At 54.2% G+C, this 25,923-nt stretch carries 19 protein-coding genes and 1 tRNA gene; 14 read left to right on the forward strand and 6 right to left on the reverse strand.

Going from position 1 to position 25,923, the window contains the following annotated elements:
- The 3 genes from Enr10x_RS29860 to Enr10x_RS06870 all read left to right on the forward strand — a co-directional run.
- Positions 1-732: matrixin family metalloprotease (locus Enr10x_RS29860; protein ID WP_197997500.1), on the forward strand; the 732-nt coding region annotated here is incomplete at its 5' end.
- A gap of 1,026 nt (positions 733-1,758) precedes the next feature.
- Positions 1,759-2,262 (forward strand): Flp family type IVb pilin, encoded by a 504-nt coding sequence (locus Enr10x_RS06865; protein WP_145448520.1) that lies wholly within the window; start codon positions 1,759-1,761, stop codon positions 2,260-2,262.
- Between the two features lie 322 nt (positions 2,263-2,584).
- Positions 2,585-4,600 (forward strand): DUF4838 domain-containing protein, encoded by a 2,016-nt coding sequence (locus Enr10x_RS06870; RefSeq protein ID WP_145448521.1) that lies wholly within the window; start codon positions 2,585-2,587, stop codon positions 4,598-4,600.
- A gap of 130 nt (positions 4,601-4,730) precedes the next feature.
- Here Enr10x_RS06870 and Enr10x_RS06875 read toward each other — a convergent pair.
- A tRNA-Ala gene (locus tag Enr10x_RS06875) sits at positions 4,731-4,803 on the reverse strand.
- Positions 4,804-5,083: 280 nt separating this feature from the next.
- Here Enr10x_RS06875 and Enr10x_RS06880 point away from each other — a divergent pair.
- Positions 5,084-5,659, forward strand: coding sequence for a DinB family protein (locus Enr10x_RS06880; RefSeq protein WP_145448522.1), 576 nt, complete (start codon positions 5,084-5,086; stop codon positions 5,657-5,659).
- Here Enr10x_RS06880 and lexA read toward each other — a convergent pair.
- The 3 genes from lexA to Enr10x_RS06895 all read right to left on the reverse strand — a co-directional run bounded on the left by lexA (position 5,656) and on the right by Enr10x_RS06895 (position 11,425).
- Entirely contained in the window at positions 5,656-6,264 is a 609-nt protein-coding gene (gene lexA / locus Enr10x_RS06885; protein WP_145105416.1) for a transcriptional repressor LexA, read from the reverse strand. The genes Enr10x_RS06880 and lexA overlap by 4 nt on opposite strands.
- 364 nt (positions 6,265-6,628) lie before the next feature.
- A complete protein-coding gene (locus tag Enr10x_RS06890; RefSeq protein ID WP_145448523.1) occupies positions 6,629-10,156 on the reverse strand; it encodes an acyl-[ACP]--phospholipid O-acyltransferase in 3,528 nt (1,175 codons plus the stop codon).
- A gap of 291 nt (positions 10,157-10,447) precedes the next feature.
- Positions 10,448-11,425 carry a vWA domain-containing protein gene (locus Enr10x_RS06895; protein WP_145105422.1) on the reverse strand — a complete coding sequence of 326 codons (978 nt, stop codon included), beginning with the start codon at positions 11,423-11,425 and terminating at the stop codon, positions 10,448-10,450.
- 322 nt (positions 11,426-11,747) lie between these two features.
- Here Enr10x_RS06895 and Enr10x_RS06900 point away from each other — a divergent pair, with 322 nt between their 5' ends.
- The 7 genes from Enr10x_RS06900 to Enr10x_RS06930 all read left to right on the forward strand — a co-directional run bounded on the left by Enr10x_RS06900 (position 11,748) and on the right by Enr10x_RS06930 (position 20,698).
- Entirely contained in the window at positions 11,748-12,227 is a 480-nt protein-coding gene (locus Enr10x_RS06900; protein ID WP_145105425.1) for a thiol-disulfide oxidoreductase DCC family protein, read from the forward strand.
- Positions 12,228-12,282: 55 nt separating this feature from the next.
- A complete protein-coding gene (locus tag Enr10x_RS06905; protein ID WP_145105428.1) occupies positions 12,283-13,647 on the forward strand; it encodes a sulfatase family protein in 1,365 nt (454 codons plus the stop codon).
- 94 nt (positions 13,648-13,741) lie between these two features.
- Positions 13,742-14,008, forward strand: a complete 267-nt coding sequence (locus Enr10x_RS06910) for a hypothetical protein (protein ID WP_145105430.1) — start codon at positions 13,742-13,744, stop codon at positions 14,006-14,008.
- The gene (locus Enr10x_RS06915) at positions 13,986-15,716 is read left to right on the forward strand and encodes an outer membrane protein assembly factor BamB family protein (protein ID WP_145448524.1); all 1,731 of its coding nucleotides are present in this window, start codon (positions 13,986-13,988) and stop codon (positions 15,714-15,716) included. Before Enr10x_RS06910 ends, Enr10x_RS06915 begins: the two co-directional genes overlap by 23 nt.
- A gap of 267 nt (positions 15,717-15,983) precedes the next feature.
- A complete protein-coding gene (locus tag Enr10x_RS06920; RefSeq protein ID WP_145105436.1) occupies positions 15,984-17,720 on the forward strand; it encodes a DUF1549 domain-containing protein in 1,737 nt (578 codons plus the stop codon).
- Between the two features lie 51 nt (positions 17,721-17,771).
- Entirely contained in the window at positions 17,772-19,046 is a 1,275-nt protein-coding gene (locus tag Enr10x_RS06925; protein ID WP_145105440.1) for a DUF1501 domain-containing protein, read from the forward strand.
- Positions 19,043-20,698: a hypothetical protein gene (locus Enr10x_RS06930; protein WP_145105443.1), complete on the forward strand. Its 1,656-nt coding sequence runs from the start codon at positions 19,043-19,045 to the stop codon at positions 20,696-20,698. Before Enr10x_RS06925 ends, Enr10x_RS06930 begins: the two co-directional genes overlap by 4 nt.
- Positions 20,699-20,792: 94 nt before the next feature.
- On the opposite strand, the gene Enr10x_RS06935 is transcribed toward Enr10x_RS06930, so the two are convergent.
- Together Enr10x_RS06935 and Enr10x_RS06940 are read right to left on the reverse strand one after the other, a co-directional pair.
- Entirely contained in the window at positions 20,793-21,263 is a 471-nt protein-coding gene (locus tag Enr10x_RS06935; RefSeq protein WP_145448525.1) for an SRPBCC family protein, read from the reverse strand.
- Between the two features lie 72 nt (positions 21,264-21,335).
- Positions 21,336-22,118: a leucine-rich repeat domain-containing protein gene (locus Enr10x_RS06940; protein WP_145448526.1), complete on the reverse strand. Its 783-nt coding sequence runs from the start codon at positions 22,116-22,118 to the stop codon at positions 21,336-21,338.
- Positions 22,119-22,479: 361 nt separating this feature from the next.
- Here Enr10x_RS06940 and Enr10x_RS06945 point away from each other — a divergent pair, with 361 nt between their 5' ends.
- The 3 genes from Enr10x_RS06945 to Enr10x_RS06955 all read left to right on the forward strand — a co-directional run bounded on the left by Enr10x_RS06945 (position 22,480) and on the right by Enr10x_RS06955 (position 25,403).
- Positions 22,480-23,322, forward strand: a complete 843-nt coding sequence (locus tag Enr10x_RS06945) for an MlaE family ABC transporter permease (RefSeq protein WP_145448527.1) — start codon at positions 22,480-22,482, stop codon at positions 23,320-23,322.
- A gap of 39 nt (positions 23,323-23,361) precedes the next feature.
- Positions 23,362-24,177: an ABC transporter ATP-binding protein gene (locus Enr10x_RS06950; protein WP_145448528.1), complete on the forward strand. Its 816-nt coding sequence runs from the start codon at positions 23,362-23,364 to the stop codon at positions 24,175-24,177.
- Positions 24,178-24,254: 77 nt separating this feature from the next.
- Positions 24,255-25,403, forward strand: a complete 1,149-nt coding sequence (locus Enr10x_RS06955) for an MlaD family protein (RefSeq protein ID WP_145448529.1) — start codon at positions 24,255-24,257, stop codon at positions 25,401-25,403.
- The last annotated feature ends 520 nt before the right edge of the window (positions 25,404-25,923 follow it).

The following is a 25,923-nucleotide window of genomic DNA, read 5'->3' on the forward strand; positions in this document are numbered from 1 at the left end:
AGCCCGGCTTCGAACGCTGAGTTCAACGTCTCCGGCGTCGGTCCGGTGGTCGTCAACCAGCAGGTGGCCCCGAGTGACTTTACTGCCGACGGTGCCGACTGGCAGATCCTGAGCGCGGCCGTGGTCGTGGGCGGCGGCGGTTCGATCACCGTCACGCTGAGCGACAACGGTCCGGCGGACGGGGCGATCATCGCCGATGCAATCCGCATCCAGCGGACCGGTCCGCTACTGGCGGCCGCCGGTGCGAGCAGCACCTCGGCTCCGTCGATCACGCAGTCGGACCTGGACTCGGTCGTGGATGCGGCCCTGAGTTACTGGGAGTCCGCGGGCCTGAGCGACGCCCAGCTGGAACTGCTGCAGTCGGTGAACTTCGTGCTGGCTGATCTGCCGGACGCGATGCTCGGTGGTGCTGCAGGCACGACGGTCCTGATCGATGTGAACGCCGCCGGTTACGGCTGGTTCGTGGACGGCACGCCGCTGGACAGCAGCGAGTTCACGCTGATTGACGGCAGTCTGCTGGCCGGCTCGGGCAGTGCGGCCTTCGGCCAGATGGATCTGCTGACCGTCGTGATGCACGAACTGGGTCACACGCTGGGTCTGGAAGACCTGGCAACCGACGGCACGCTGATGAGCGATTCCCTGGACGTCTCCGAACGGCGGCTGCCGACGGAAGACGACCTCGACGCCTTCTTCAGTGCCATCTCAGGCGGAGACAACCCGCTGCTGGACTAGTCCAGACACAAACAGTCCCGACAGGCCCCCGGAAACAGCAGTTCCCGGGGGCTTTTTTTGTTTGCTGTTTTGCCGGTGGAAGCTGGCCAGCAATCAAATGATTGACGAAGAAACTTTGACTGCAGGCCCTCAGAAACTCTTTTCTGAGGGCTCTCTTTTTGCGCAGATCATCCTCTTTCTATCCTTCCAGAATCACTTCACTTCTTTCTTCTGTTGCGTTTCAGACAGACGCTCTCATCCAGGAACCCGTCTTGTGAAATGAGCGTCCTTGCCGGACTAATCCTCATAATCGTTACGACAGGAATTCTTATCAAAAGTGTTAAAACCGTTGTAAAGCAATCTAAACATAATCGATGGATGCCAGGGACTTTGCGCGCAGGGGAGCATCAAAAGTCGGTTTGTGATGATTTTATAAGTTGTTCTGAATATAGGGTTTATGGGGGATATGCTGGTTCTGTCTGTTGTCGGGGTTATGAGAGTGGCATGCATCTTGCGATTTGTATCAATCAGTCCGAATAATCCGGCTTTACAGAATAGTCCGGATGTAACGGTTATATGAATTTGAAATGAGACGGCTTCGGCAGCTCCCGATGTGGCTGCGAAGTCGAGTGCATAAAGAGAGTGTGTGGCGACCTGAGAGACCGTTGCACAAGTCGGTGACCTGAGAGACCACCGATGACTGATTGACTGAAGCGGAGAGAACTTCTGGTGACTTAACCTGATTTTTTACGGTGAGTGAGGTAATGAGTTCCGCCTCGATCGCCAGAAAAGGAAAGCCTGAGAAACTTTCCTCTCCCGCTTTAGCCAATCGGCACTTTGCTTACATGAATCAATGCCAGTCACAGGGAAGTGTCCCTGAGAAATGAAAACAGACCGGATCACAGCAGTCAGACGCTGACCGGAAGTGTGCCTGTCAGCGAACGGCGATCACTGTATCTGCCAGGCGGAATCGTCGGCAGTAGAAAAGAAAACCATCACTCACTGCGATCGAAACGCGGAACATCAAGCTAATAAAAGGAGCTTCAAATGAGTCATTTCGTCAATCAGTTCTGGAAGGATGAGCACGGCTTTGTGATTTCAGCCGAACTGGTCATCATTCTGACCGTCGGGGTACTGGCAATGATTGTCGGTTTAACTTATGTGCAGTCAGCCGTCATCACGGAGTTCAACGATATTGGAAATGCGCTGTCTTCGCTGAATCAGACTTATGCTTACTCTGGTTTTCAATCCTGGAGCTACTTCGGCAAGTACAAAGCTTTCTATGCCGGGTCTGCTTATGGAACCTATCCTCGCGGTTCCGCGGTGCTGGGGTATAACAGTTCTGCCTGTAACTATCCCAACCAGACTTATGGCGGCAGTTATTCTCAGGAAATTCCGCTGCAGCCTCAAGCAGTCGAACAGCCTTGTGAAGTCTGTAGACCAGGCGAAGTGATCGAGGAGCCTGCCGTGGATTGTCCGACGTGTCAGCCCGGGAAACCGATGATTGCTCCTGAACCTGAACCCAGGTCGGCAGGACCGCAGAAGAACTAGGTGTTCTGGCAGGAGACGCATCTTTTCACGTGAATCCTGTCTCTTTGAGAAAACGTATCAGCCAGCCCGGTAATCAACCAGGCTGGCTTTTTTTGGTAGGGTTAAAACAGGGAGCAGTACTTAGTGAGACTGACAAAGTCCGCTGCGGTTTCCATACTGAGCTTTCAAGCATGATATCCCGGTCTCCCCTTACGCGGATGGTGGTTCGCATTCGTTGTTGCTTCCAATTTGTGGTAGCTGGTAGTATGAAATGAGGCAGGTAAACGGGGGTAAAATACTCTCAAGAGACCGTTGTTTATTGAATTGAATCTGGAGATACAACATGAGACGATTCCTCATCATGCTTACCGGCATCCTGTTACTTGCGCCTTTGGCTCAGGTGCTTGCCAATGACTTTCTGGTTGTCGCGCCAGATGTATCGCCTGCCCCGATCGTTGTTTATCCGGGGGCGCCGCCTCGAACCCGTGACGCTGCAGTGACACTGGCGGAGTACATTGAAAAAATCAGCGGCCAGAAGCCTGAGGTCATTGATGGCGAACCGAAGCCGATACCGGAGCGCGCCATCTGGGTGGGCGTGCAGCCTGTCGTGAAGTCGCTGTTTCTACAGACGAACGTCAAGTTTTCCTATCCGGAAGAAACGTTGATTGCAGCTAATGGCAAGCACCTCCTCATTGCTGGTCGCGACCGCTGGGACCCGAAGCATATGGAAGCGAAGGGGCGGTTGTCCATGAAGACCGGCATGCAACTGGAGTATGGAACGGCGAACGCCGTTTATACATTCCTGCAAGACGAACTTGACATTCGGTGGCTCTGGCCGGGTGAGGAAGACATCATGCCGAAAACACGGATTGCCATCGCTGAGGGGGAGAAGCGATATCATCCGCAGGTTCGGGCACGGAGCGGAATGTTCACGAAGTTATCGTTGGGCGACAATAAGGAAGGACCCGATGAATTGTGGGCACGCTTTCAGCGCGTGCAACTCGACTCGCTGGAGTTAGATGGCGGACACGGTTTCGGTCACTGGTGGGACAAATACGGAAAGACTCATCCGGAATACTTCGCCGTTGCTCCGGACGGCAGCCGGCGGCCCAATGCCTTCAATCCGCGCAATACCAAGTTATGCGCATCAAATCCTGCTGTCTGGCAACAGTGGCTGGTGGAAGTCGAGCAGCAAATACGTGAAGAGCCGACAAGAACACTCTTCAATGTCTCTCCAAACGACGGATACACGTCGGGGCATTGCGTCTGTCCTAACTGCCTGGCATGGGATCATCCTGACGGTGAGAAAGTGAAATGGGGGTTTGGCAGCGGCATATGGTATGAAGGGGTCGCCCAGACCGACCGCGATGTGCGCTTCGCTAACACACTGGCGCGGATGCTGAAAAAGCAATACCCTGAACGTGATCTCTTTGTGCAGTTGAATGCTTACGGTCTGGCGCGAAACGCGCCAATCGGTATCGTACCGGATGACAACATCATCATCTCCAGTGTGGCCAACTTTCACATGCGCTCGCCTGAAGCACGCGCGGAAGCGATGCAGCAGCACGCCGACTGGGCGAAGAAAGCTCGTCATCTCATGTGGCGGCCCAATCTCGGAAGCCAGGCTGGTCTCAGCTGGGGGATGCCTGACGTGGCGATGACCCAGGCTGGCGAGGATTTTCGATTTGTGGCCGATCATCACTGCGTTGGCCTGTACTTCGACCTGTTCTGGTTTCACTGGGCGACGCAGGGGCCACACTACTATGTACTGGCCCATCTGGCCTGGAATCCTTATACCGACGTATCGGTTCTGATGAACGACTATTATCAGCGCGGCTTTGGCCCTGCTGCGGCTGATGTCAGGGCATACTGGGAATTGCTGGAGCGTACGCGGATGGAATTTGTAGCCGAAGAACCGAGCCGGCAACGCGCCTTCGACATTCCGAAGAAATATACTCCTGAATTGCTCGCTGAAGCACAATCGTATCTCGATGCCGCCGAGAAACATCTTGTTGGTGCCGATGCAAAATACCGCCGCCGCCTCGACTTTGTTCGCTCTGGACTCGATTACACAAAACTCGTTGTCGATACCCGAACCTGGATGCAGAAGCTGGAGGCCAGTAAGGGCCAAGACGCTGAGGCGAGGTCTCACGTGTTAGCCAACTGGGAACGCGCGGCAGTGATGAAACGGGAGTATCCTCCATTTGCGATCAACTGGCAGGCGGTGTTTCGCGTTCCAGCTTCAGACGGCAAAACCAAGCTTCCCTACAGCAAAACCAAACGTGTCATGGGGCTGCATCCCGATACGCCACTTGCGGGCCGCGTGCTCCGCGAACTTCGTGAGGCGGGACTGGAGTAACCGGTGTGTCGGTAACCTGCGACGCTCTTAGTTTGATTGCGAACCGATTTTCAGTTCCTGTAATCTGGCTTGAACGTTCATTAAGCGCAATGAAAAAGCCACTTGCAAAATGAATGCAAGTGGCTTTGAGTGGAGGATACCGGGCTCGAACCGGTGACCTTTTGGCTGCCAGCCAAACGCTCTCCCAACTGAGCTAATCCCCCGCGTTGAGGTAAGTTGTACCTGAATGTAAGGATAAGGATAGAAAATAGTTTCGGCAATTCAAGTGCTGAGAAACAATCTAAATGAAAAAAACGCCTAAAAAAGACGGTAGAAGTTCCAGCAGGTCCCCTGTTGTGCCTGAGTTGAATCGAAAACCAGAAAGCGAACTGGTTTTCCGAACCCTTTGACAGTTTTATTGCTCATTCATCTCTAGTGACAGGGTGACTTTCCGTGAGGTTCAGGCGGATCGCTGCTTCAATTCTGAGTTGGCAGGAGGATTCAATGACGGTCAGTTTCATTACTCGTTTGCATGAGCATCGCCGCTGGGTCAATCAGGGGCTGCTGGAGTCTGTTCAAATGCTTTCTGAAGCCCAGAGACGGCGGGAATTTCCGATCGGCCAGGGCTCGATCTGGAAATCGTTGCTGCACCTGTATGCTGCTGAGTATGTCTGGCTGGAAGCGCTGCTGGGGAATACTGCGCCTGTACTACCGGGGGATTTGCCGGGAGAACTACCCGGGAACCAGCGTGGGGAAGGGGGCGTCGGATCTTTGGAGGAGCTCAGCGAAAAGTGGTCGCACCTGGAGCAGAGGTGGATAGATTACCTGGAAGGGTTAACCGAATCCGACCTGGTTGAAATAGTAAGTAAACAGAGTACCAGTTCGGGTAAGGGGCGGGTTCATCGTACCCGGCGATCTGATGTGCTGATGCATGTCTGTCTGCATGCACAATACACGACGGCGCAGCTGATTAACATGCTGCGCCAGGCAGGTGTGCAAAACCTGCCCGACAGCATGCTGATTACATTGGCGCGTCAGGAAACGGCACGGGAAGCAGAGTTCCAGCCAGACGAGTCTTAGACGAACTTGCGGATAACGCCTTTTACCACGCCCAGGATCTGGACATTGCTGGAATAGATGGGTGACATGCTCGAGTTTGCTGGTTCGAGCCGCACGCGATCTGCTTCCTGGTAGAAGCGTTTGAGAGTCGCTTCCTGCTGGTCAACCAGGGCCACCACAATATCGCCCTGCTGGCAGGTATCCTGCTTTTTGACAACGACGTAATCGCCCTCCTGAATCTGGGCCTCGATCATGGAGGTCCCTTTGACTTTCAGGCAGAAATTATCGCCTGAATCAAACAGAGAGCTGAAATCGATCTGTGATTCTCCCGGCGGGGGAGAAGCGATGGGAGCACCCCCCTGCAGATAACCGGCCAGGTTGATATTAGCTGGTTTCTGAGCGTTGTCACAAAGCTGAATTGAACGCGAGATATGCGATTTGCGTTTAATCAGTCCTTTGCGTTCGAGTGCCTTGAGATGTCCCATGACGCCGTTGGGTGAGCGGATATCAAATGCGTCACCGATCTCACGGACAGTCGGGCCATAACCCCGGTTGATAATTTTATCTTTCAGAAACTGGTAAATTGCCTGTTGGCGTTCTGTCAGTTTGACTTTCTGGTCTATCATGCCTGCTTTCCTCACTTTATTTATATGACAGGGTAAACTTGCGAGCGGATTTCTCCACAAGATGGCCCGATCTATACACTAATGGACTCCTATTACCCTGAATTCTAACAGGATAATTTACATATCAAGGAAAAAAAGGCGCAAAATTGAGAGATCAGTGTCAGTTGATGCGTTGTGGTAAGGCTTTAGAGAGAATAGCTTTAGTGAGCTTCTATGGCTCTCAAGCCACATCAGAAAGAAATGAGAGACACAAATTCTGAAAAAACAGGCTGATTTCCGAAATTGTTCACCAGCCTGTTTTTAGAACGTCAGATGTGGATTCCAAGCGTATTTTTCACCCGGAAGCGTGAATTGTGTGTCCCCTTTAACTGGTCACTTCGACGGGAAAGGCTTCGCTGGCGATCTGTTTGATTTTCGCCAGATCAAGCTTCCCGGTCCCCAGCAGAGGAATCGAATCGACTTCGAGGAAACTGTCGCTGGAGGGCAGCCAGAGATTGGGGAGGTCTTCCTGTGAGAGCTCTTTGAGGATTTCATCCACAGATTTGTGCAAGGGTTTATGCAGGACGATGAGCCGTTCTCCCTTGCGGGGATCGGGAACAGCGGTGACTGCGACCTCGACTTCCGATTCGTCTGCTTCGGGATCGCTGACGATGCCCGTGATGATTTCTTCAATTCTGAGATGCGGAACCATTTCACCGCCGATCTTGGAGAAGCGGGTCTGCCGACCGGTGATGGTAATGAAGCCATCCTCATCAATTCTGGCGAAGTCCCCGGTGTTGTACCAGCCGTCGATAATGACTTCGGCGGTTTTCTCAGGGTTGTTGAGATAGCCTTTCATGACGTTAGGGCCTTTGATGAACAGGAGCCCTTCCTCTCCTTCCGGCAGATCCTGCATGGTTTCCGGATCGACCGTTTTGGCCATGACACAGGGAACAGGACGACCAACGGTACCGGGCTTGGCTGAGATTTCGTCCGGGTCCAGTTGCCGGCTGGGAGGGACATTGACCGCTGCGACAGGGGAGAGCTCGGTCGTCCCGTAGCCTTCGGTGGGGAAGATGCCGAACTTTTCTTCGAATTCGCGGGCGAGGCTTTGCGGCAGTTTCTCGGCCCCGGTGATGACCACATCCATTGATGCGAATTGCTCTTTCGTGCAGCGTTTGAGGTAGTGTCTCAGGAAGGTGGGTGTGGTGGCGAACAGCGTGACCTGATATTTCTCGATCAGCTTGCCGACGGTGCGGGCATCGGTCGGATTGAAGTGGTAACAGGAGCGCATCTTTCTGACGAACGGCATCCAGAGCGAAATCGTATAACCGAATGAATGGAAGAAGGGGAGGATCCCCAGGATGCAATCTTTCGGTGAGAGCTGGAGTAAATCGTCGGCTGAATTGATATTTGAGATAATATTGTGGTGGCTGAGCATGACCCCTTTGGGGCGTCCGGTGGAGCCGGAGGTGAAGATCACCGTACTCAACTCATCTGATTTGACACGATGCAGGCCGATGCTGCGTTCGATGATCCAGGCGGGAACGAGGAATGCCTGGAACATGCAGAAGAGTTTATCCCAGAGTGTGACTTTGGATTTGAGGTCATCCAGCAGGAGTACGTTAGCGTCCATTTCGATGGGCCGTTTTTCCAGAAACTTCTGGCTGGTCAGAACGGTTTTGATACCTGCTTCCTGAATACAGTAATTGATATCACTGTCGGAGAGCGTGTAGTTGAGGTTGATGGGGACCCGTCCCGAAATGGCGAGACTGGCGTTGACTGCACAGCCGCCGACGGAGGGAGGCAGCAGGACGCCCACCATTTTTTCATCTGGCTTGAGGACAAATTTGTTGAGCAGTCGCCTGAGCACGAGTGCGCCGGTGAGCAGCATGCCCCCGCTGCGTTCATCGCCCATGGAGTCTGCGACTTTGAGCTGGAAACGCTGGCTTTTGCATTTTCTCAAAAACAGTCGTGGTGGAATCATTTGGTACGTCTTTCGAAAATTGGCAGCGTCGACTCCCAGGTTCTGTACCACTCGCTGGACGTGCTTTTCATTCTCAGGGTGAGGAATGGGCTTTCCGAATCGAATGGAAACAGGATAGGGCCACCGCCTGGGTTTTTTCCAGAAAAACTTTCCGCCATGAAAACTGAAGATGCTTCCCCACAATTCATCGATATAGACGGGGATGACGGGAGCACCAGTGCCTTTAATGATTTTCATCAGGCCGGACTGAAACGGTTGCAGATATCCCGAACGGGTTAACTTTCCTTCCGCGAAGATACAGACTAATTCGCCATTTTCAATGGCAGTTCTCGCGGTTTTGATTGATTTCATCAGTGCTTTGGGGCCATCCTCCACATTGATGGGGATGGTGTTATAGAGTCGTGAAAGCCAGGCCACCCAGGGGGCTTCGACATAGGTCGAGTAGGCGATCATTCTGACAGGGCGGGTGGAGGTCAGGATCAGGAAGATACCATCCAGCCAGGAGACATGGTTGGCAACCAGCAGGGCGCCACCTTTTTTCGGAAGATTCTTGAGTCCCTTGACCCGCAGTTTGTAAATCGTGCAGCTGACCAGCCAGACCATGAAGCGAATCGTGGCGTTGGGAAGCAGCTTGAAGATGTAAATGCCGACCGGCACTGTGAGCAGGCCGAGGACCATGAATATCTGGCTCGCGGAGAGTTCCAGATGTTTCTGCATGACCCAGAAGGCGAACGAAGCAACCAGGATGAAGGCAAAAGCGAGGAAGTTGGCGGCGGCGAGGATGCTTCCCCGGGTTTCCACATCACTGCGATGCTGAAGGAACGTTTCCAGAGGAATATCAAACAGTCCCGAACTGACGCCGAGCAGGAACAGCCAGAACAGCGAGAGTGAATAATGCAGGTTAGTGGCGTTTTCGGCTCCCGGTCCGACGCTGTTGCCTGTCAGGAACAACATCATTGATGTGAAAACGATGCCGGCCGCTCCCAGGGGAACGATGCCCAGTTCGATGCGGCCCGATGACCAGACCCCGGCGAGGATGCTCCCCAGGGCGACACCGAATACGAGGATTCCCAGCAGGGGCCCGATGTCTTTCTGCGAGAGCTGGAGTTCGTTGATTCCGTAGGTATCGACATTCATCTGTGCCAGCGAGGCGAGCATCCAGAAGAACGCAACACCCAAGGCGGTACGGAGTAGAGGCGTGCTGCTGCGGAGCAACTGCATCTGGTGCCAGGTTTCTTTGGCGGGGTTGAAGGGGAACTCCCGATCGGGGGCTGCCACGGGCAGTTTACGTATTTTCAGACTGACGAGGGTCCCCAGTACTGCGACGCCAACCAGGGCGAAGGCAGCGATCTTGAGATCGGAGAACGTCCCCGGGTTACTCAAGCTGGGCTGCGTAATGTGGAACAGATAATTGCCGGCAATAAAACCCAGGGCTGAGGAGATGACAGTGATCAGCCCCATCAGTCCGTTGCCGCGTGAGAGGCGGTTGTCGCGGAGCATTTCGGGAATGCTGCCGAACTTGGCCGGACCAAACAGTGCGCTCTGACAGCCCATAAGGGCCACAATTGAAAAGAGCAGATAGATATTGCCGATCTGAATCGCCCAGATGCCAAGCACCATGATCAGAATCTCTGCCACTTTACAGGCGATGATCACGGTCCGTTTACTGAAGCGGTCGGCAAGGTAACCGGCGACACTGGCCAGGAGCAGGTAAGGAAGTGTAAAGCAGGCAAGCCCAAGGGAGAGCGCTTCTGCGTCCCCGATGACGGGTTTTCCGATCGGGATGATGAACCAGCGGAACATGTTGTCGTTCATGGCACCCAGAAACTGGGTTGCCAGTAACGCCAGGAAGGAAGGCGAGTTGAGTGTTCCTTTGCGTCCACCGTGAGCTTGAGCACTGTTATCTGCGGTGACAGTTGAATTCATTCTTGTTTGAAATCCAGTGTGTTATACGCCGCGGTCCATTAATTCAGAATTCATCAGACCTTTACTGATGGTTCATCTTCAGAAAGATTATTGTAAGTAATGCAGCTCTATTACTGACATCAAACAATGGCGGAGAATGGTTGAAAATATCACGCAATAAAATGCCTGATTGAAAGCAAAGGGAATAATATTCCAAAAGGCATTATTCTGTAAAGACTTAGTGATTTGCGAACGTAGAAGAGGCCAGGAAGGGGCATTTATGTGTATGCATGTCGCGTGTGGGCGTGAAAATCAGGGGATAAAGGTATAAGTCCCGGAATTGTTTTCAGCCAGTTCCCGCAGGAGTTTCTCACCGTCACGGTTTCCGAAGCAGATGCCGTTGACGGTCACTTTCTTGTTCAAATGCGCTTTGTGCACGACATTATTGAAAGTCTTGACGACGGAAATGTTGAATTGTCCGTCAGTGAGAAAATAAATGGTATCAGGTTGGAGTTTCACTGCGAGCAGGAGTGCTTCGAGTGGTTCGGTTCTGCCCATCCCGGGGACGCGGGCGACCCAGTTGAGGTAGCGGGACTTGGTCTGTTGCGTGGCAGGCTGGAGTTGTGTGGCAGGCATGGGGATGGCCACATCACTGAAGAAGATGACAAAGAACTCCTGCTCTTCATCCATGGAGAGGATGGAGCGGGCGAGTTCGATTTTCACACGTCCCAGGCGGGTTTTACCTACACTTTCATGCGGAAAGTTCATACTTTTGGACGAGTCGACGACATAGACGACCTTTTTGCTCTGGGGATTGATGCCGAAGAATTTACCATTTCCAAATCCATTTCCCGAACCGGAAGTGGCACCGCCAATGGCGTCTGAAGTTAATAAAGCCCCGACAATATCGGCAGCATGTTTCGTCGTTAGAGACTCTTCTAACTGTGGGTCTTGAGGCAGGGGGCCGTTCAATGAGGAAGCGAGAGACTGCGTATCAGGGGCAGAACTTCGCTCCGCGATCGGGGGGAGTGGCGAGGTCACTGCAGCGCTGGAAGCTTCTTCCTGCTGGTGTGAGATTGGTGTGAGATCAATGATCGTGGGGTCGATTTCCTCGCGGGTGGGAGACCAGCGTGTCTGGATGGCGTTGCCTGGGGAAGAACTCAGCGATTCTGTTTCCCGGGCCACCAGCAGGGATAATCCTCCGATGATGACCAGATGAACCAGTGTCGAGACGCCGAGCCCCTGATTCCAGCGCGAGTGAATGCCAGAATGTGAGTGGTGCTGGTGCATGAAGGACACGTAATCCCGGTTCTCAAATCGTAAGTGAAGAAATCGCAGAAACCAACCTGCCAGTCAGTGTTATTTTAGCGTAGAAACAGGGCAGACAACAGGAAGAATCCCAGAATGTCGCCTCCAGATGATCATCGAACCTCACAGTCTACCGGATTTAGCGACTTTCGTGTAAAGCGGCAAAAAACGGCTGGAGATAAACGTCTGCAGCGTATAAGATTAAGTTAATCCGGGACTGGTGTGAGGCTGGTCATTTTTCAGGGACTTTTTCGGATTTCAGGGATGTTTCCGGGAGTGAAGCCGGGCAAGGATGGATTGAATCATGCAGAACCAGGGGCAAAATCCGAAGCTCGCGTTGCGGGATATAGAGGAAGAACCTGTATCACGGCCCGGGCAAGAGGTGCAGAAGCCCGTCCTGTTTTTTGATGGTGTGTGTGGTTTGTGCAACCGGAGTGTGGATTTCGCGATGACCCGCGATCCCGAAGGGCGGCTGCTTTACTCTCCACTGCAGGGGGAAACGGCACAGGGACTTTTGAGTGAGCAGGACCGGGAGAACGTGGATACGGTGATTTTTCTCCCTGCCGATCGGAGTCGGGTCTATCGCCGTTCCGCTGCCGCGGTACGTGTGTTGTGGCTGCTGGGATTTCCGTGGAATGTCTGTGGCTGGTTATTGTGGCTGGTCCCTTTACCACTGAGAAACGTGGGATATCGGCTGGTGGCAAAAACGAGATACCGTTTTTTTGGCAAACATGAAACCTGCCGGATGCCCACGCCGGAAGAACGAAGCCGGTTTTTACCTTGAAGCAAAAATTTTAGAGATTGGTGAAACGAAAACAATGCGAATCAAGCTGTCAGCTATGCTATTGGTCGTTCTGTTTGTGATGGGGACAGTTGCTGTTGAATTACGGGCAGAGTCTCCGGCTGCCGGGAAACCTAACTTTATTGTCTTCATCGCCGACGATATGGCGTGGGATGATTGCGGCACCTATGGCCACCCCAAGATCCAGACACCGAATCTGGATCAGCTGGCAGCAGACGGCATGAAATTCACCGAAGCATTTCTGACCTGCAGTTCCTGCAGCCCGAGTCGTTCGAGTATCATTACTGGACGTTATCCGCACAGCACAGGCGCGCATCAGCTGCATCTGCCTTTGCCGGCCAGCCAGGTGACATTTGTGGAAAAATTAAAAGAGGCCGGCTATTACACGGCGTCCGCGGGGAAATGGCATCTGGGGACGCCGACCGAAAGCAAGTTTGATCATGTGACGACGAAACTGAATCAATGGGTCAATACGCTGAAGCAGCGTCCGATGGATAAGCCGTTCTGCATGTGGTTTGCGACCACCGATCCGCATCGACCTTATGAGCGAAACATTATTGCCCGTCCCCATACGAATGCAGACGTGATCGTCCCTCCTTATCTGCCTGACACGCCCGAAGTCCGCAGCGATCTGGCGCTGTACTACGATGAGATCACGCGTCTGGATGGCGTGATGGGACGGGTCCGCCAGGAACTGAAGACGCAGGGCGTCGCTGACAATACGATGATCGTCTTTCTGAGCGATAACGGACGCCCGTTCCCGCGCTGCAAGACGACCGTCTACGACAGCGGCGTGAAAACTCCCTGGATTGTGACCTGGCCAGCCAGGGTCAAAGCGGGGGCGGTGTGTGATTCACTGATCAGCTCAATCGATCTGGCTCCTACGATTCTGGAACTGGCGGGACTTCCCGTCGGGGAGACATTTCAGGGGAAGAGTTTCAAGCCGCTGCTGGAGAATCCAAATGCGACGATCCGGACCCATGTGTTTGCCGAACATAACTGGCACGACTTTGAAGATTTCGGTCGGGCGGTTCGCTCGCGCCGCTATCAGTACATTCGGAACTTCTATCCCGACATTCCCGGCACCCCGCCGGCGGATGCCGTGCGGAGCCCCACTTATATCGCGATGCGTGAGCTGCGCGATCAGAACAAGCTGACGGAAGATCAGCGAGGGTGTTTTGTCGTACCTCGTCCGGAAGAAGAACTGTATGACCTGCAGAACGATCCGCATGAGCTGCATAATCTGGCGGGTAAGAAAGAGTACGAGCAGGTACAGAAAGAACTACGGGCGGTATTGGATCAATGGCAGGAGGAGACACACGATCGCCTGCCCCGAACCCGTCGCCCCGACGAATTTCATCGGGAAACCGGCGAGCGACTGCCGGCGTTTCGAAAAAAATAAAAGGTCTCGAATCACAGAATTTCCTGAAACAAGGATCGCGTTTGAGGGGTAATACTGTTCACAGAATTCCCTGTTCCCGTACCGGATTCACAAGATGAACGGACCAGTCAGCACTTTCGATGATCACTCCCGCCCCTCTTTCAGGCAGAAAGCGGGAGCGGCAGTAATGTGCCTGATGTCATTGCTGTTGCTCTATTTCCTGATGGCCGGTCCCCTGGTCTGGCTGGAAGGCAAGATGAAGTTCCGCCCTTTCTCGCAGACTGTCAAAACTGTATACGCCCCGCTGGCCCAGGTTGTGAAATCGGACTGGGAGCCAGCCTCAACCGTAGTGAAAGCCTATGTCGGATTATTCAAAAAATGACGAATCGGAGCAGTCGCTGAGTCAGACCGGGGATGCTGCCCAGACGGAACCGGAAGCTGATACACCAGTTGAGTCACCTGAGCGACCGGTCCGTCGATTGCGCTGGAAATGGGGGCTGGCGGTCCTGGTGATCGGGATCGCGGCCATGATCATTCAATGGTTTCGCCTGGCACCAGATCGAACTTACCAGGTCTTCTCGGTGTATATGGGGATTCGAAATCTGGTGGTGGGGCTGCTTGTCTGGTGGATGCTGATATCCGGCGTTGCCTGGAAGACGCGCTTCAAAGGTCTGCTGGCGGCGGTGTTGTCATTTGCGCTCTTTTTTGCCGTGGTGCGCGTTGACGGTTTTGAAGGGGATATGGTGCCCCGTTTTCAGTTTCGGTTTCTGCCGACGTCCGAGCAGCGGGCGGTCGAGTATTTTGAGAATGTCAAGACCGCTGACAAACCAGGTTTATTCAAACAGCCCGAGAGTGAAGTGAATACTCCGTCTGCCTCGGGCGACTCTGCAGCAGGTCCGCAAGACTGGCCCGGATATCGGGGAGCACAGCGGGATGGAATTGCCCACGATCAACAGATCCGCGTGGACTGGGAGACGGAGCCGCCGAAGTTGCTCTGGAAGCATCCCGTGGGTGCAGGCTGGGGTTCGTTTTGTGTGGTCGGTGATCGCGCCTTCACCCAGGAGCAGCGCGGCGCAGAAGAAGTCGTGGTCTGCTATGATGCGCAGACCGGGAAACAGCTCTGGGTGTATGCCGATCCGGTCCGGTTTTCTGAGACTCTGGGGGGCGATGGGCCCCGGGCGACTCCAACCTACCGGGACGGTTTTCTCTATACGCTGGGCGGAACGGGAATCCTGCATAGTTTCGAAGTCTTTTCAGGCATGGAAGTCTGGACGCGTGATCTGCTCAAAGAGGAAGGGTTGGAAAATCTGACCTGGGGGATGGCGGGGTCTCCTTTAATCAAGGACAACCTGTTGATTGTCAATCCAGGCGTGCGCCCTTCCGGATCTGAGAAGAAGAATCCATCAGTGCTGGCCATCGATCTGCGGACGCGTAAGACTGCCTGGGTGAGTGGCACCCGCAAGTCGAGTTACAGCTCGCCGCAGTATGCTGTGTTGAATGGAACGCCCCAGGTGTTGATCTTTCATGCCAAAGGACTGGAAGGTTTTGCGCTGGAAGATGGTCGTTCGCTCTGGTTCTTTCCCTGGACGAATCAGGCGGGCTGTAATGCCGCCCAGCCGATTCCGCTGGACGATTCTTCGGTGTTTCTTGGCGCCGGCTATGGACAGGGCTCGGCGCGGATTCGAATCACGCCCTCTGAAGAAGCAGATCAACCGGCGGACGTCAAACCGGAGTGGAAGAGTCTCAGTCTGAAGCTCAAGTTCAATTGCGCAGTCCAGCAGGACGGGTACGTATATGGCCTGGATGAGGGTGTGCTGACCTGCCTGGACCTGGAGACCGGGAAACGTCAGTGGAAGCGGGGCCGCTATGGTTACGGGCAGTTGCTGCTCGTCGATCAGTATCTCCTGATCCTGGCGGAGGATGGACGTGTCGAACTGGTGGAAGCCAATCCGGAGAAATATGTCCAGCGGGGGGGATTTCAGGCGATCGAAGGACAGACCTGGAATCATCCGGCCCTGGCGCGGGGACGACTGTTTGTCCGAAACAGTGAAGAGGCGGCATGTTATGATCTTTCGCCGCTGACAAAGTAACGCTCCCTGGTTTCAATTGCGTCCTGCAACCGTCAATTTACGTAAAATCCTGCTGGGCTGTCTGCTTTAAGTCGTTTGCCCAGATAGAGGTAAGATGTACGGTTTGTACTTGACGGACTGGAGCCCTGCCTGCACAATAGACGATAAATAAACACCCACCTATGTGTTTAAGCTTCCTTCAACGTACGGTTCTGAAGTTCGGTACGTCCCGCCTCAGGCAGTCAACCTGTCTGAATCAATTAGAAGAGAACGGAAGAAAGGAGACCCATGTTTCAGCAAAACATGCGCGTTTACGTTTCGCTTCTGGTCGTTTTCTTATGCCCCGCCTTTGCTCCGCAGACTGCCCGCGCTAATTCGTCGACAGATTCTGCCGCGCCCCTCGTTGCCAAAAAGCCGACGCTGCCCGTTGCCCGACGGATCTCTCCCCTGATCGATGAGCTGATTCAAAGTGGCATGCAGGATTATGCGAAAGTGGCTTCGCCTGTGTGCAGCGACAGTGAATTCGTGCGACGAGTCTACCTTGATCTGACGGGGCGCATTCCCACCGTCGCACAGACGCGGGCGTTTCTGAATGATACCAGCGCCGATAAGCGGGCCGTCCTTGTGGATCAGTTATTGAATTCCCCCGAATATGCGCGACATCTGTCACAGCGTCTGGATGTGATGCTGATGGAGCGGCTGCGGAAGAAGTATATCAACGTGACTGACTGGGAGGAATTTTTGCGGGAGTCAGTCGCGGAAAACAAGCCACTGGATCAACTGGTGCGTGAAATCATGTCTGCGGATGGTGCCGATCCAAAGCAGCAGGCAGCTGCCCGGTTTTTCCTGGCCCGTGATGGCGATGTGAATGAACTGACGCGCGATATCAGCCGGATTTTTCTGGGGGCGGATCTGACGTGTGCCCAGTGCCACGATCACCCGGAAGTCGCCGACTGGAAGCAGGACCATTATTACGGCATCTCAGCCTTCCTGGTCCGCAGTTTTGTCTTCACGGATAAAAAGAAGAAACAGACCGTGTTCGCCGAGAAGGCGGAGGGCGAAGTCAAATTCGAATCGGTCTTTGAAGTCCGCGATAAGACGTCCAAGGGACCTGAGACGACTTTACCGGTAGTGTTTAACGGACCCAAAGTGGCCGAGCCCGCTTTCAAAAAAGGGGAAGAATACAAAGTCAAACCGGCGAAAGATGTCCGTCCGGTTCCCAAATACAGTAGGCGTGCCCAACTGGGGGACGCACTGACTTCATCGAACAATAAACGCTTCGCCCGGACGATGGCGAACCGTTTATGGGCGCTGGTAATGGGACGGGGAATTGTGCATCCGCTGGACGCCGATCATGCGGACAACCCGCCATCGCACCCGAAACTACTGGATCTGTTGACGGAGGAGTTGATCGCCGGCAACTACGATCTGAAATGGTATCTGCGGGAACTGGTACTGAGCAAAACCTATCAGCGTTCCAGTACGAACGAGCTGTTTGCGAGCAAGTCGGCTCAGGAACTGGCTGATGCGCAGTTTACGCATGCGATTCTGAAGCCCCTGACCCCGGAACAGTTTTCGCGCTCTGTGCTGGAAGCGACCGGGCAGGCAGAGCTGTATCGTAACAGTCTGAAGCAGAAACTTTCGGAAGCGACACTGCGTAAGAATCTGGTCGGTTACGAAAGACAGTTTGTGTCGTTGTTCGGCGGTCTGCCGGGCGAGCCGGTGGAGGGCTTTGAAACGACGGCGGATCAGAGTCTGTATCTGTCTAATAACGGGGCGATCCAGGGAATCCTGTCGCCGCGAAGCGGGAATACTGCAGATCGTGTGTTGAAGATTCCCGCAGATCAGCCTGCGTTGATCGCAGAGGAATTGTATTTGAGCGTATTGAACCGTCGACCGGAGGCGACCGAGACAAAAGAAGTCGCCGAGTTACTGTCAGGCAAGACCGGCAAAGAACGGTCTGAGATGGTGAGCGACCTGATCTGGGCATTGATGATGTCATCGGAGTTCCGGTTCAATCATTAAACAGTGAAACAAAGTTGAGACAAGAACATCAAAAGCAGGGGAGGAGAGACCATGCGATGTGATTATGCTTGTGGATCTCATGAGACGCTGAGCCGGCGTTCCTTTTTAGGGGGGACCGCTGCCGGTGCGTTGAGCATGCTGGGGTTCAACGGAATGATTCACGCTGATTCAGCGAAAAAACTGGCCTCACAGCAGAAGCAGGTGGTCGTGTTCTGGCTGTCCGGGGGCGTGAGTCAGCTGGAGACCTGGGATCCCAAACCGGGGGCCGAGACCGGCGGACCGTTCCTGTCGATCCCGACTTCGGCACCGGGCGTGCAGATCAGCGAGCTGTTGCCATACACGGCGCAGCAGATGCATCACCTGGCACTGGTGCGCGGGATCAACACCAAAGAAAACAATCACGGTAAAGGTGCCTACATCATGCAGACCGGGCGGAAGCAGCAGCCCGGATTTGCCTATCCCTATCTGGGCTCGACGTTCTCGCATCATCTGGCGCCGCCGAACAGTCCGCTGCCGGGATATATCTCAGTGGGGGCGGGAGGTTCTTCGGCAGAGTCTACTTTCCTGGGGCCGCGACATGCACCGCTGGTGCTGGCCGACGGACGGGCGCCCAACAACCTGGACCGGCATGATGCGTTGAGTGAAGAACGGGATCTGTTGCGTCGTACGCTGCGAAGTAAAATCAGCCAGCGGTTTGAACAGAAACGAAAGACGGCGCACACGGAAGTCTATAACGAGTCGTTCGATCAGGCGGCAGCGCTGATGTCGCGGAGTGACATTTTTGATTTCAGTAAGTTCTCCGACAAAGATCTGGAACGGTACGGGAAGCATGACTTCGGTCGTCACTGCCTGATGGCGCGGCAGCTGGTTGAAAAAGGCGTGACGTTTGTCAAAGTTGGACATACGAACTACGACACGCATTCAGAAAACTTCAACTTTCACATTGAGCAGCTGGGCGAGTTCGACCGGCCGTTCGCGACCTTCATTTCGGACTTGTATGACCGGGGGTTGCTGGAACACACGCTGATCATCTGCATGTGTGAGTTCGGTCGGACCCCGCGGATCAATTCACGCATCGGTCGCGATCACTGGGGAACGGCCTGGTCGATTGCACTGGGTGGTGCGGGTATTAAAGGGGGCGCGGTTTCCGGCAAGACGAATGAAACGGGAACCAAAGTCATCGACCGCGAAGTGAATGGCGGTCACCTGTTCCATACCTATTATCAGGCCGTGGGGCTGGATTCGACGGAAGAGTTCTATCCTAACGGACAGCCGATTGCCAAAGCGGATCCCAAAACAGAACCGATCAAGGAGATTCTGGCGTGAGCATTCTCAAGTCGAAGCGAATCCGGAACGGCTGCCTGTTGCTGGGAATGCTGGCGGTACCGCTGGTTGTTAATGCCGCGAAAAAAGAACCGCCGCAACCCGCAGCGGATGCACCGCCGATTCTGGCGGTTAAGCCGATCCCGGAACACGGGCCGACGCCACTCCCTGAGGCACTCAAGTTCGCGAAACTCGATGCGCGGAAGGCGGCTGCGCAGACGGCAGCACAGTTCAAAATCGTCAAAGCGATCTCTCAAAAGTATGGAGCTTTAGATCGGGAAATTCAGAATCTGCAGCAGCAGATCAAAACTGCAGGCCAGCAGATTAAGGCAGATCAGGCGACGCTGAAGCAGGTTAAACAGGCGGAAGTGAAACAGAAGCAAATGAAAAAAGCGGCAGAGCCCCTGGTGGCGCTCAAACCGCTGCCTGACAGTGCGGCACTGGCGAAGCAGATCGCCGCGCGTGAGCAGCAGGTGAAGACCGGGGAAGCAGCGGTCAAGGAAAAGCAGAAACAGCTGGGGGAGCTGAAGAAAGAGGTCGCAGAGGTCAAAAAACAGCATGGACTGTTGCAGGCGAAGGAACAGGAGTTTCAGGAGATCGTCAAGCTGTATGAGTCGCAACAGCCGGCTGCCGATCCGAGTCTGTTTCGTGAGATGGCCGCTTATCAGAATTCCCGTCCGCTGTATTCCTGTAAGATCGATGCGAGCGGGAACTACCTGCTGGCGGGAGCGCAAGGCTCTGCCTTTCATCGCTGGGATCTGGTGAGTGCGAAGGATACGGAGCTCTTAGGCCACCAGAGCTGGGTGAGGCGGTTTGACGTGGGACGTTCCAGCCCGCTGTTGATCACGGGGGCTTATGAAGGCAAGATCGCCTGGTGGAACCTGAATTCTAAAGAGCCGAAACCGAAGCATCTGATTGACGCGCACAAGGGATTCGTGCGGGGCGTATCTGTCAGTCCAGATGGCAAGCTTGTGGCAACCGCGGGTAATGATCGCCTGGTGAAACTCTGGTCGGTCGAGACTGCGCAGCTGGTGCGGACGCTGGAAGGGCACGAGCATCAGGTTTACAACGTCAAATTTCATCCGAGCGGCCGTTACCTGATATCGGGTGACCTGCGGGGGAATCTGAAACAGTGGGAAGTCGCGACCGGGAAGCTGATCCGCGACTTTGACGGAAGTGCGATTTATAAATATGACAAGACCTTTCACGGACACATTGGTGGCGTGCGGGGCATGGATATCAGCCACGACGGGAAATATTTCGCGATCAGCGGGATCGGACAGGTTTCGAATGCGTTTGCAGGCATTGGCGTGCCGACGGTGATCCTGTTTGACTGGGAGACCGGCAAGCGGTTAGCAGTGATGACTCCTGGTGATAATTTCAAAGGGACCTGCTGGGGCGTGCGTTTTCATCCCGAGAACGATTTCATTGCCGCGGTTGGAGGGAACTCTTCCGGGATGATCTGGTTCTGGAAACTGGGGGAAGAGAAACCGTTTATTTCACAGAAAGTGAAGAGCGTGCCCTACGATCTGGATTTTCATCCGGATGGGTTGCGGATGTGTGTCGCCTGTTACGACAAGACCGCCCGACTGTATAACCTGGGGCCCAAAACGCCTGAGGAACTGGCCAGCGAGCAAAAGAAAAAGAAAAAATAGCGCTAGAGCGCGTCGCATTCAAACATAGCGTTTCTCAATTAAATAGACTCGGTCCAAATGGCCCTGGAGACGCTACAGTAGAACTGGACACAGTCTATTCTTCCGGCGGGGGTGAGCGACGGACGGCTGCCTGTTCTGCGAGTTGTTTCAGTTTGGTCATCTGATTTTTCAGAATGCGTCTGGTCAGACCGCCAAACAGGAAGCCGATGATGCGGTAAAACAGCCCGGCAAAGACCAGTTCGCAGGTGTAATCCAGATCGGTCTTGCGTCCGCGGTCGGTCAGTTCATATGTGACGTCGACGCGGAAGGCATTTCCCTGGAGTTGAACGCCGATCAATTCCGGCGGCTTGTATTCGGTGACGATTCCCGCGTATTGCTGGGAGTGACCGGCTTCCCGGATGGTCTGTACGAAAATGGTACCGACGGGATCGTCTTCGTTTTTCCCTTCGGGATATTCGGTCGTTTCGAGCCCTTCCATCCAGAGCTTCATTTTTTCATCGTCGTTCAGAAAGTCGAAGACGATGTCGATGGGAGCGATAATTTCCTGATGGTATGTGATTTCCAACGCATATCACTCCTTAAAAAAAGCAGGGCTGAAACAGCCCTGCGGGAAGTGGTGCCTGATTGTAATGCGAGGTTATTTCTTTTTCTCTTCTTTTTTCGGTTCCTCTTTTTTGGCTGCCTCTTTTTTCTCAGCAGGTTTTTTGTCGTCTGCTTTCTTCTCGGCCGGTTTCTTTTCGGCTTTCTTTTCAGCAGGCTTCTTTTCTTTTTTCGGTTCCGGTTTCTTGGGTTCCGGCTTTTTCTCAGCTGGTTTCTTTTCCGCTGGTTTGGGAACTTCCGGTTTTTCGGCTGCGACCGGTTTCGGAGGTTCAGGGATCCCGATGACTTCCAGTCCGCTGATCTGTTCCTGCAGTGCCAGTCCGGCAGGGCGAGTGACCTTGGTCTGCCAGACGTAGAGGCGTTTCAGTTTTTTCAGTGAGCCTAATTGCGCAACGCCGGCGTCGGTGACAGCGGTGCCGTAGAGGTTCAGGTATTCGAGATTAGGCAGGGCCTGGAGTTGTTTCATGCCGGCGTCGTCGACTTTGGTCTTTTCCAGGTGCAGGTGCGTCAGGTCTTTGAGATTTTTGAGGTGAGCCAGACCAGCTGAAGTGACATCGGTGCCGCGCAGATTCAGGGAAGCGACTTTGGCGAGGCCAGCCAGAGACTTCAGGGTATCGTCAGTGACTTTCTGATCGGAAAGGTGAAAGGCGACTTCGAGGCGGTCGTCGTTCTGGGCCAGTTCCAGAACCGAGCCTCCGGCGGCGCGGACTTTGGATTTGGCCTGTTCGACCGCAGGGTCTTTTTTCTTATCAGCGGCGGAAACAACCGCAATCTGGGTGAGGGAAAGAGCAGTCAGCAGCGCGACAGAAAAAAATCTCATTTTACCTATCCTTACTTTTGGGGGTTGGTCATCGGATTGGAGGTCAAAGGTGAAAACACGTTCTGCGGATCCCTGTTTCCAGTTGAAGTCCAAGGTGGGGAACGTGCATTAAATCAATACGTACATTGAAGATAGATATCAGCTTCTCACTTCAGTTGATTTTGATCTATTTTATCAGGAGAGGGCCGGTTTCGAAAAGACACAACTCCCAAAATGTCGATTTCCGACTGGAAAATCAGTTTGCCGTTGTTTTCCGCCTGGTCCCGGAGAAATGGTCTCGATCCAAATTGGAAAATCCATTAACCTTCCGCCCACGGATTTTCTGCCCTTAGTCTACTAAAGTCTGAATTGGAAACAATTAATGTCATCGGTTTCACCTTCGGTCCCCCGAGATACCATCATTCATGGCGTGGGGCGCGGAGTGATTAATATCGTCTGTCTGATGGGCGACCTGTTCCTGTTTGCCTGGGAGATGCTGGGATGGATCATCACCCGTCTTCCCCCGCGGAGCAATCTCTGGTCGTGCATGTATCACATCGGGATTCAGAGTATCCCCGTGATTCTGATCACGGGCGGTTTTATCGGTATGGTGCTGGCAGTGCAGTCGTACGATCAGTTCAAGCTGATGCATCTGGAGAACCAGATCGGTGCGGTGATTGCGATTTCGCTGGTTGAAGAACTGGGACCGGTGCTGGCAGCGATCATGCTGGCCGGCCGCGTGGGAACTTCGATGTCGGCCGAACTGGGTACCATGCGGGTGACCGAGCAGATCGACGCGCTGCGGGCTCTGGGCGCAGATCCGATCCATTACCTGGTCGTCCCCCGATTTCTGGCGTGCTGCCTGCTGATCCCGCTGTTGACGATCGTCGCGGATGCGGTCGGCATACTGGGGGGCTGGTTTTTCAGTACACAGGTGCTGGGCGTGGATTCCTTTTATTACTGGTATTATTCAAAACAGTTTGTGTTCGCCTATGACGTCATGGGCGGCATTTTCAAGAGCTTCTTCTTTGGAGCCGCGATTTCACTGATTTCCTGCCACCGGGGCTTCCACTGTGGTGCCGGTGCGGAAGGGGTCGGGAAGGCGGCGACGGAAGCGTTTGTGTATTCCTTTATTGTAATCATGATTCTCGATTTCCTGCTGGGTGTGACGATTGTCAACTTCTACCACTTTATGCAGACCATCTACCCGGGCGTAATCAGATAGCCTGAATCGCCCGCACAGGAACTGGGGAACAACAGTATTATGAACGAACGGAAATCAGATCCGGATTATGTAGTCGAACTGCGGAATGTCTCGCGGCGTTTCGGAACGCATGACGTGCTGCGCGATATTAGCTTTGGTGTCCGACGTGGTGAGACCCTGGTCGTGATCGGCGAGAGTGGCTGCGGTAAAAGCGTGACCATGAAAATGATTATGAGCCTGCTGGAGCCTTCTAGCGGTGACGTGCGCTGGCATGGACGGTCGATCACAGATCGCAGCACGCGGGAACTGCACCGGGACCGACTGCGGATCGGGTATCTGTTTCAGGGGGCGGCCCTGTTTGACAGTCTGTCGGTGTATGAAAATGTCGCCTTCGGATTGAATCAGAATACGAAACTGAAGAAAGCGGAAATTGATCAGATCGTCGTCGAGCGGCTGAGAGAAGTCGGCCTGTCGGAGACCATCTGTCAGAAGAAGCCGGCCCAGCTGTCCGGCGGAATGAAAAAGCGGGTGGGGCTGGCCCGGGCGCTGGCCATGACCCCGGAAGTGATGCTCTACGATGAACCCACGACAGGGCTGGACCCTGTGATGACTGATGTGATTAACGAGCTGATCCTGCAGACGCGAGCCCGTCGACCGGTGACCAGTATCGTGGTCACACACGATATGAGTACGGTCAGAAAGGTGGCTGACCGGATCATCATGCTGTATCCACTGGCACGCCTGCGACCCGATGAGGAACAGATTGTGTTCGAAGGGACTGCAGAGGAAGCGTTTCAGTCGTCCAATCCCCGCGTGCATCAGTTTGTGTACGGCGAAGCCGGGGACCGACTGCGGGAGATGGCGGAAGCGGGTTAAGATCAGCAGTAGAGCGCTGAACAGGTTTAAACGAGTCACGAGTCTGATCTCAGGGACGAGATCGAATTGAGGTTAAAATGACGGATCGCCAGATACAATTTCGAGTAGGACTGTTTGTGATTTCTGCGCTGCTGACCGGAGCGGGGATGATCTTTCAGTTCGGTCAGCTGGAAACCCTGTGGAAGAAGAAGTACACGATTGCGATGCGTTTCGAGTCGATCTCCGGCGTGCATCGTGGAACGCCAGTGGTGCGGCACGGAATCCGGATCGGCGAAGTCGATAAGATTATCACCAGCGACAGTAAACCGGGCGTAGTGCTGCTGGTGAAGATTAATGACACACAGCATCTGCGCAGAGATGCGAGTCCCCAGATTGTGACCACGATTATGGGGGATTCTAAGATTGTGATCACCCCCGGCGTCGATAAGAAATTTCTGGAACCAGGCGAACGACTGATCGGCCAGGCGTCGACTGACCCGATGGAAGTGGTCTACCGGATGGAACAGCAGGTGACCAAAACACTGTCCGCCTTTACGGAGACCAGCCAGGAGTGGGGCAAGCTGGCGGGGAATATGAACCGTCTGCTGGAGACCAAAGAGGGGAACATCGATGTCGTTGTCGAACGGGCGGCGACTTCACTGGAAGAGTTCTCACAGGCGATGCGCAAGATGAACATGATGATGACGAATGTGAATCAGCTGGTTGCCGATCCCAAGCAGCAGGAACACCTGAAGCGTTCACTGGCCGCGATGCCGGCCATGATCGAGAGTACCCAGCGCACGATTGCATCCGTCGAGATGGCGGTGCAGAAAGCGGGGCAGAACCTGGACAATTTGTCGCGGGTGACCGATCCGCTGGCGAAACACAGCCAGTCTATGGTGGTCAAGCTGGACCGGAGTCTCTCCCGGCTGGATGCACTGATGGCAGAATTGAACTCGTTCTCGCGGGCTTTGAACGAGGGAGACGGCTCGCTCAAGAAATTCATTTCGGATCCGGACCTGTATCGCAACATGAACCGTTCCGCGACTTCGTTGACGGTGCTGTTGAACAACCTGGAACCGATCGCGCGGGACATCCGCATCTTCAGCGACCGGATTGCCCGTCATCCGGAAATTCTGGGGGTCAGCGGGGCGATGAAGGGGAGTTCAGGCATCAAGGATGCGCCCGAAGAGCCTTCTCGGGTGCGGCAGTCGGGCTTTTCATTCCCCTCTACCAAGCAGCCGTAAGCTGAGAATCGACCGAGCTTCTGGTGGCGTTGCACAAACGTGCGGACCATTTCAGGTCTGATCAGCCACCAGTTGACATTCTGGAACGGAGTGGACTGAGTTGGAGAGGTTCAAGTTCGTTCGGATGTCTGCTCTGACCGTTTCCTGTTGTCTTTGACAACCCCGAATTGCATTCGGGGGCACCCTGACTCCAGAAAAACTACTCAGGATCGGGTGGGTCCGGATGTAATCCGGACCGAGCGCAGCGAGCAGGAGGTCACAGCTCACGCGCACACTCTGAAACCAGGTTTCCAATCAACCACACAAACATGGTGAGGAACATGGACACTCCATTCTTCGCCGATACTGCTACCTCCTGTTGCCTGCGGCAATACCGGATTACATCCGGTATCACCCTCGACTCTCGAATTGCATTCGGGGACCCAGTCTGAGAAGTCACCGGATCCCGAGGAGCTGGTGCGTCATTTCGGACCTCTGCATGGTCCGGGTCTGTTCAAATCGGCAGTGGTATGGCGATTAA

Source organism: Gimesia panareensis (assembly GCF_007748155.1).
GTDB classification, from domain to species: domain Bacteria; phylum Planctomycetota; class Planctomycetia; order Planctomycetales; family Planctomycetaceae; genus Gimesia; species Gimesia panareensis.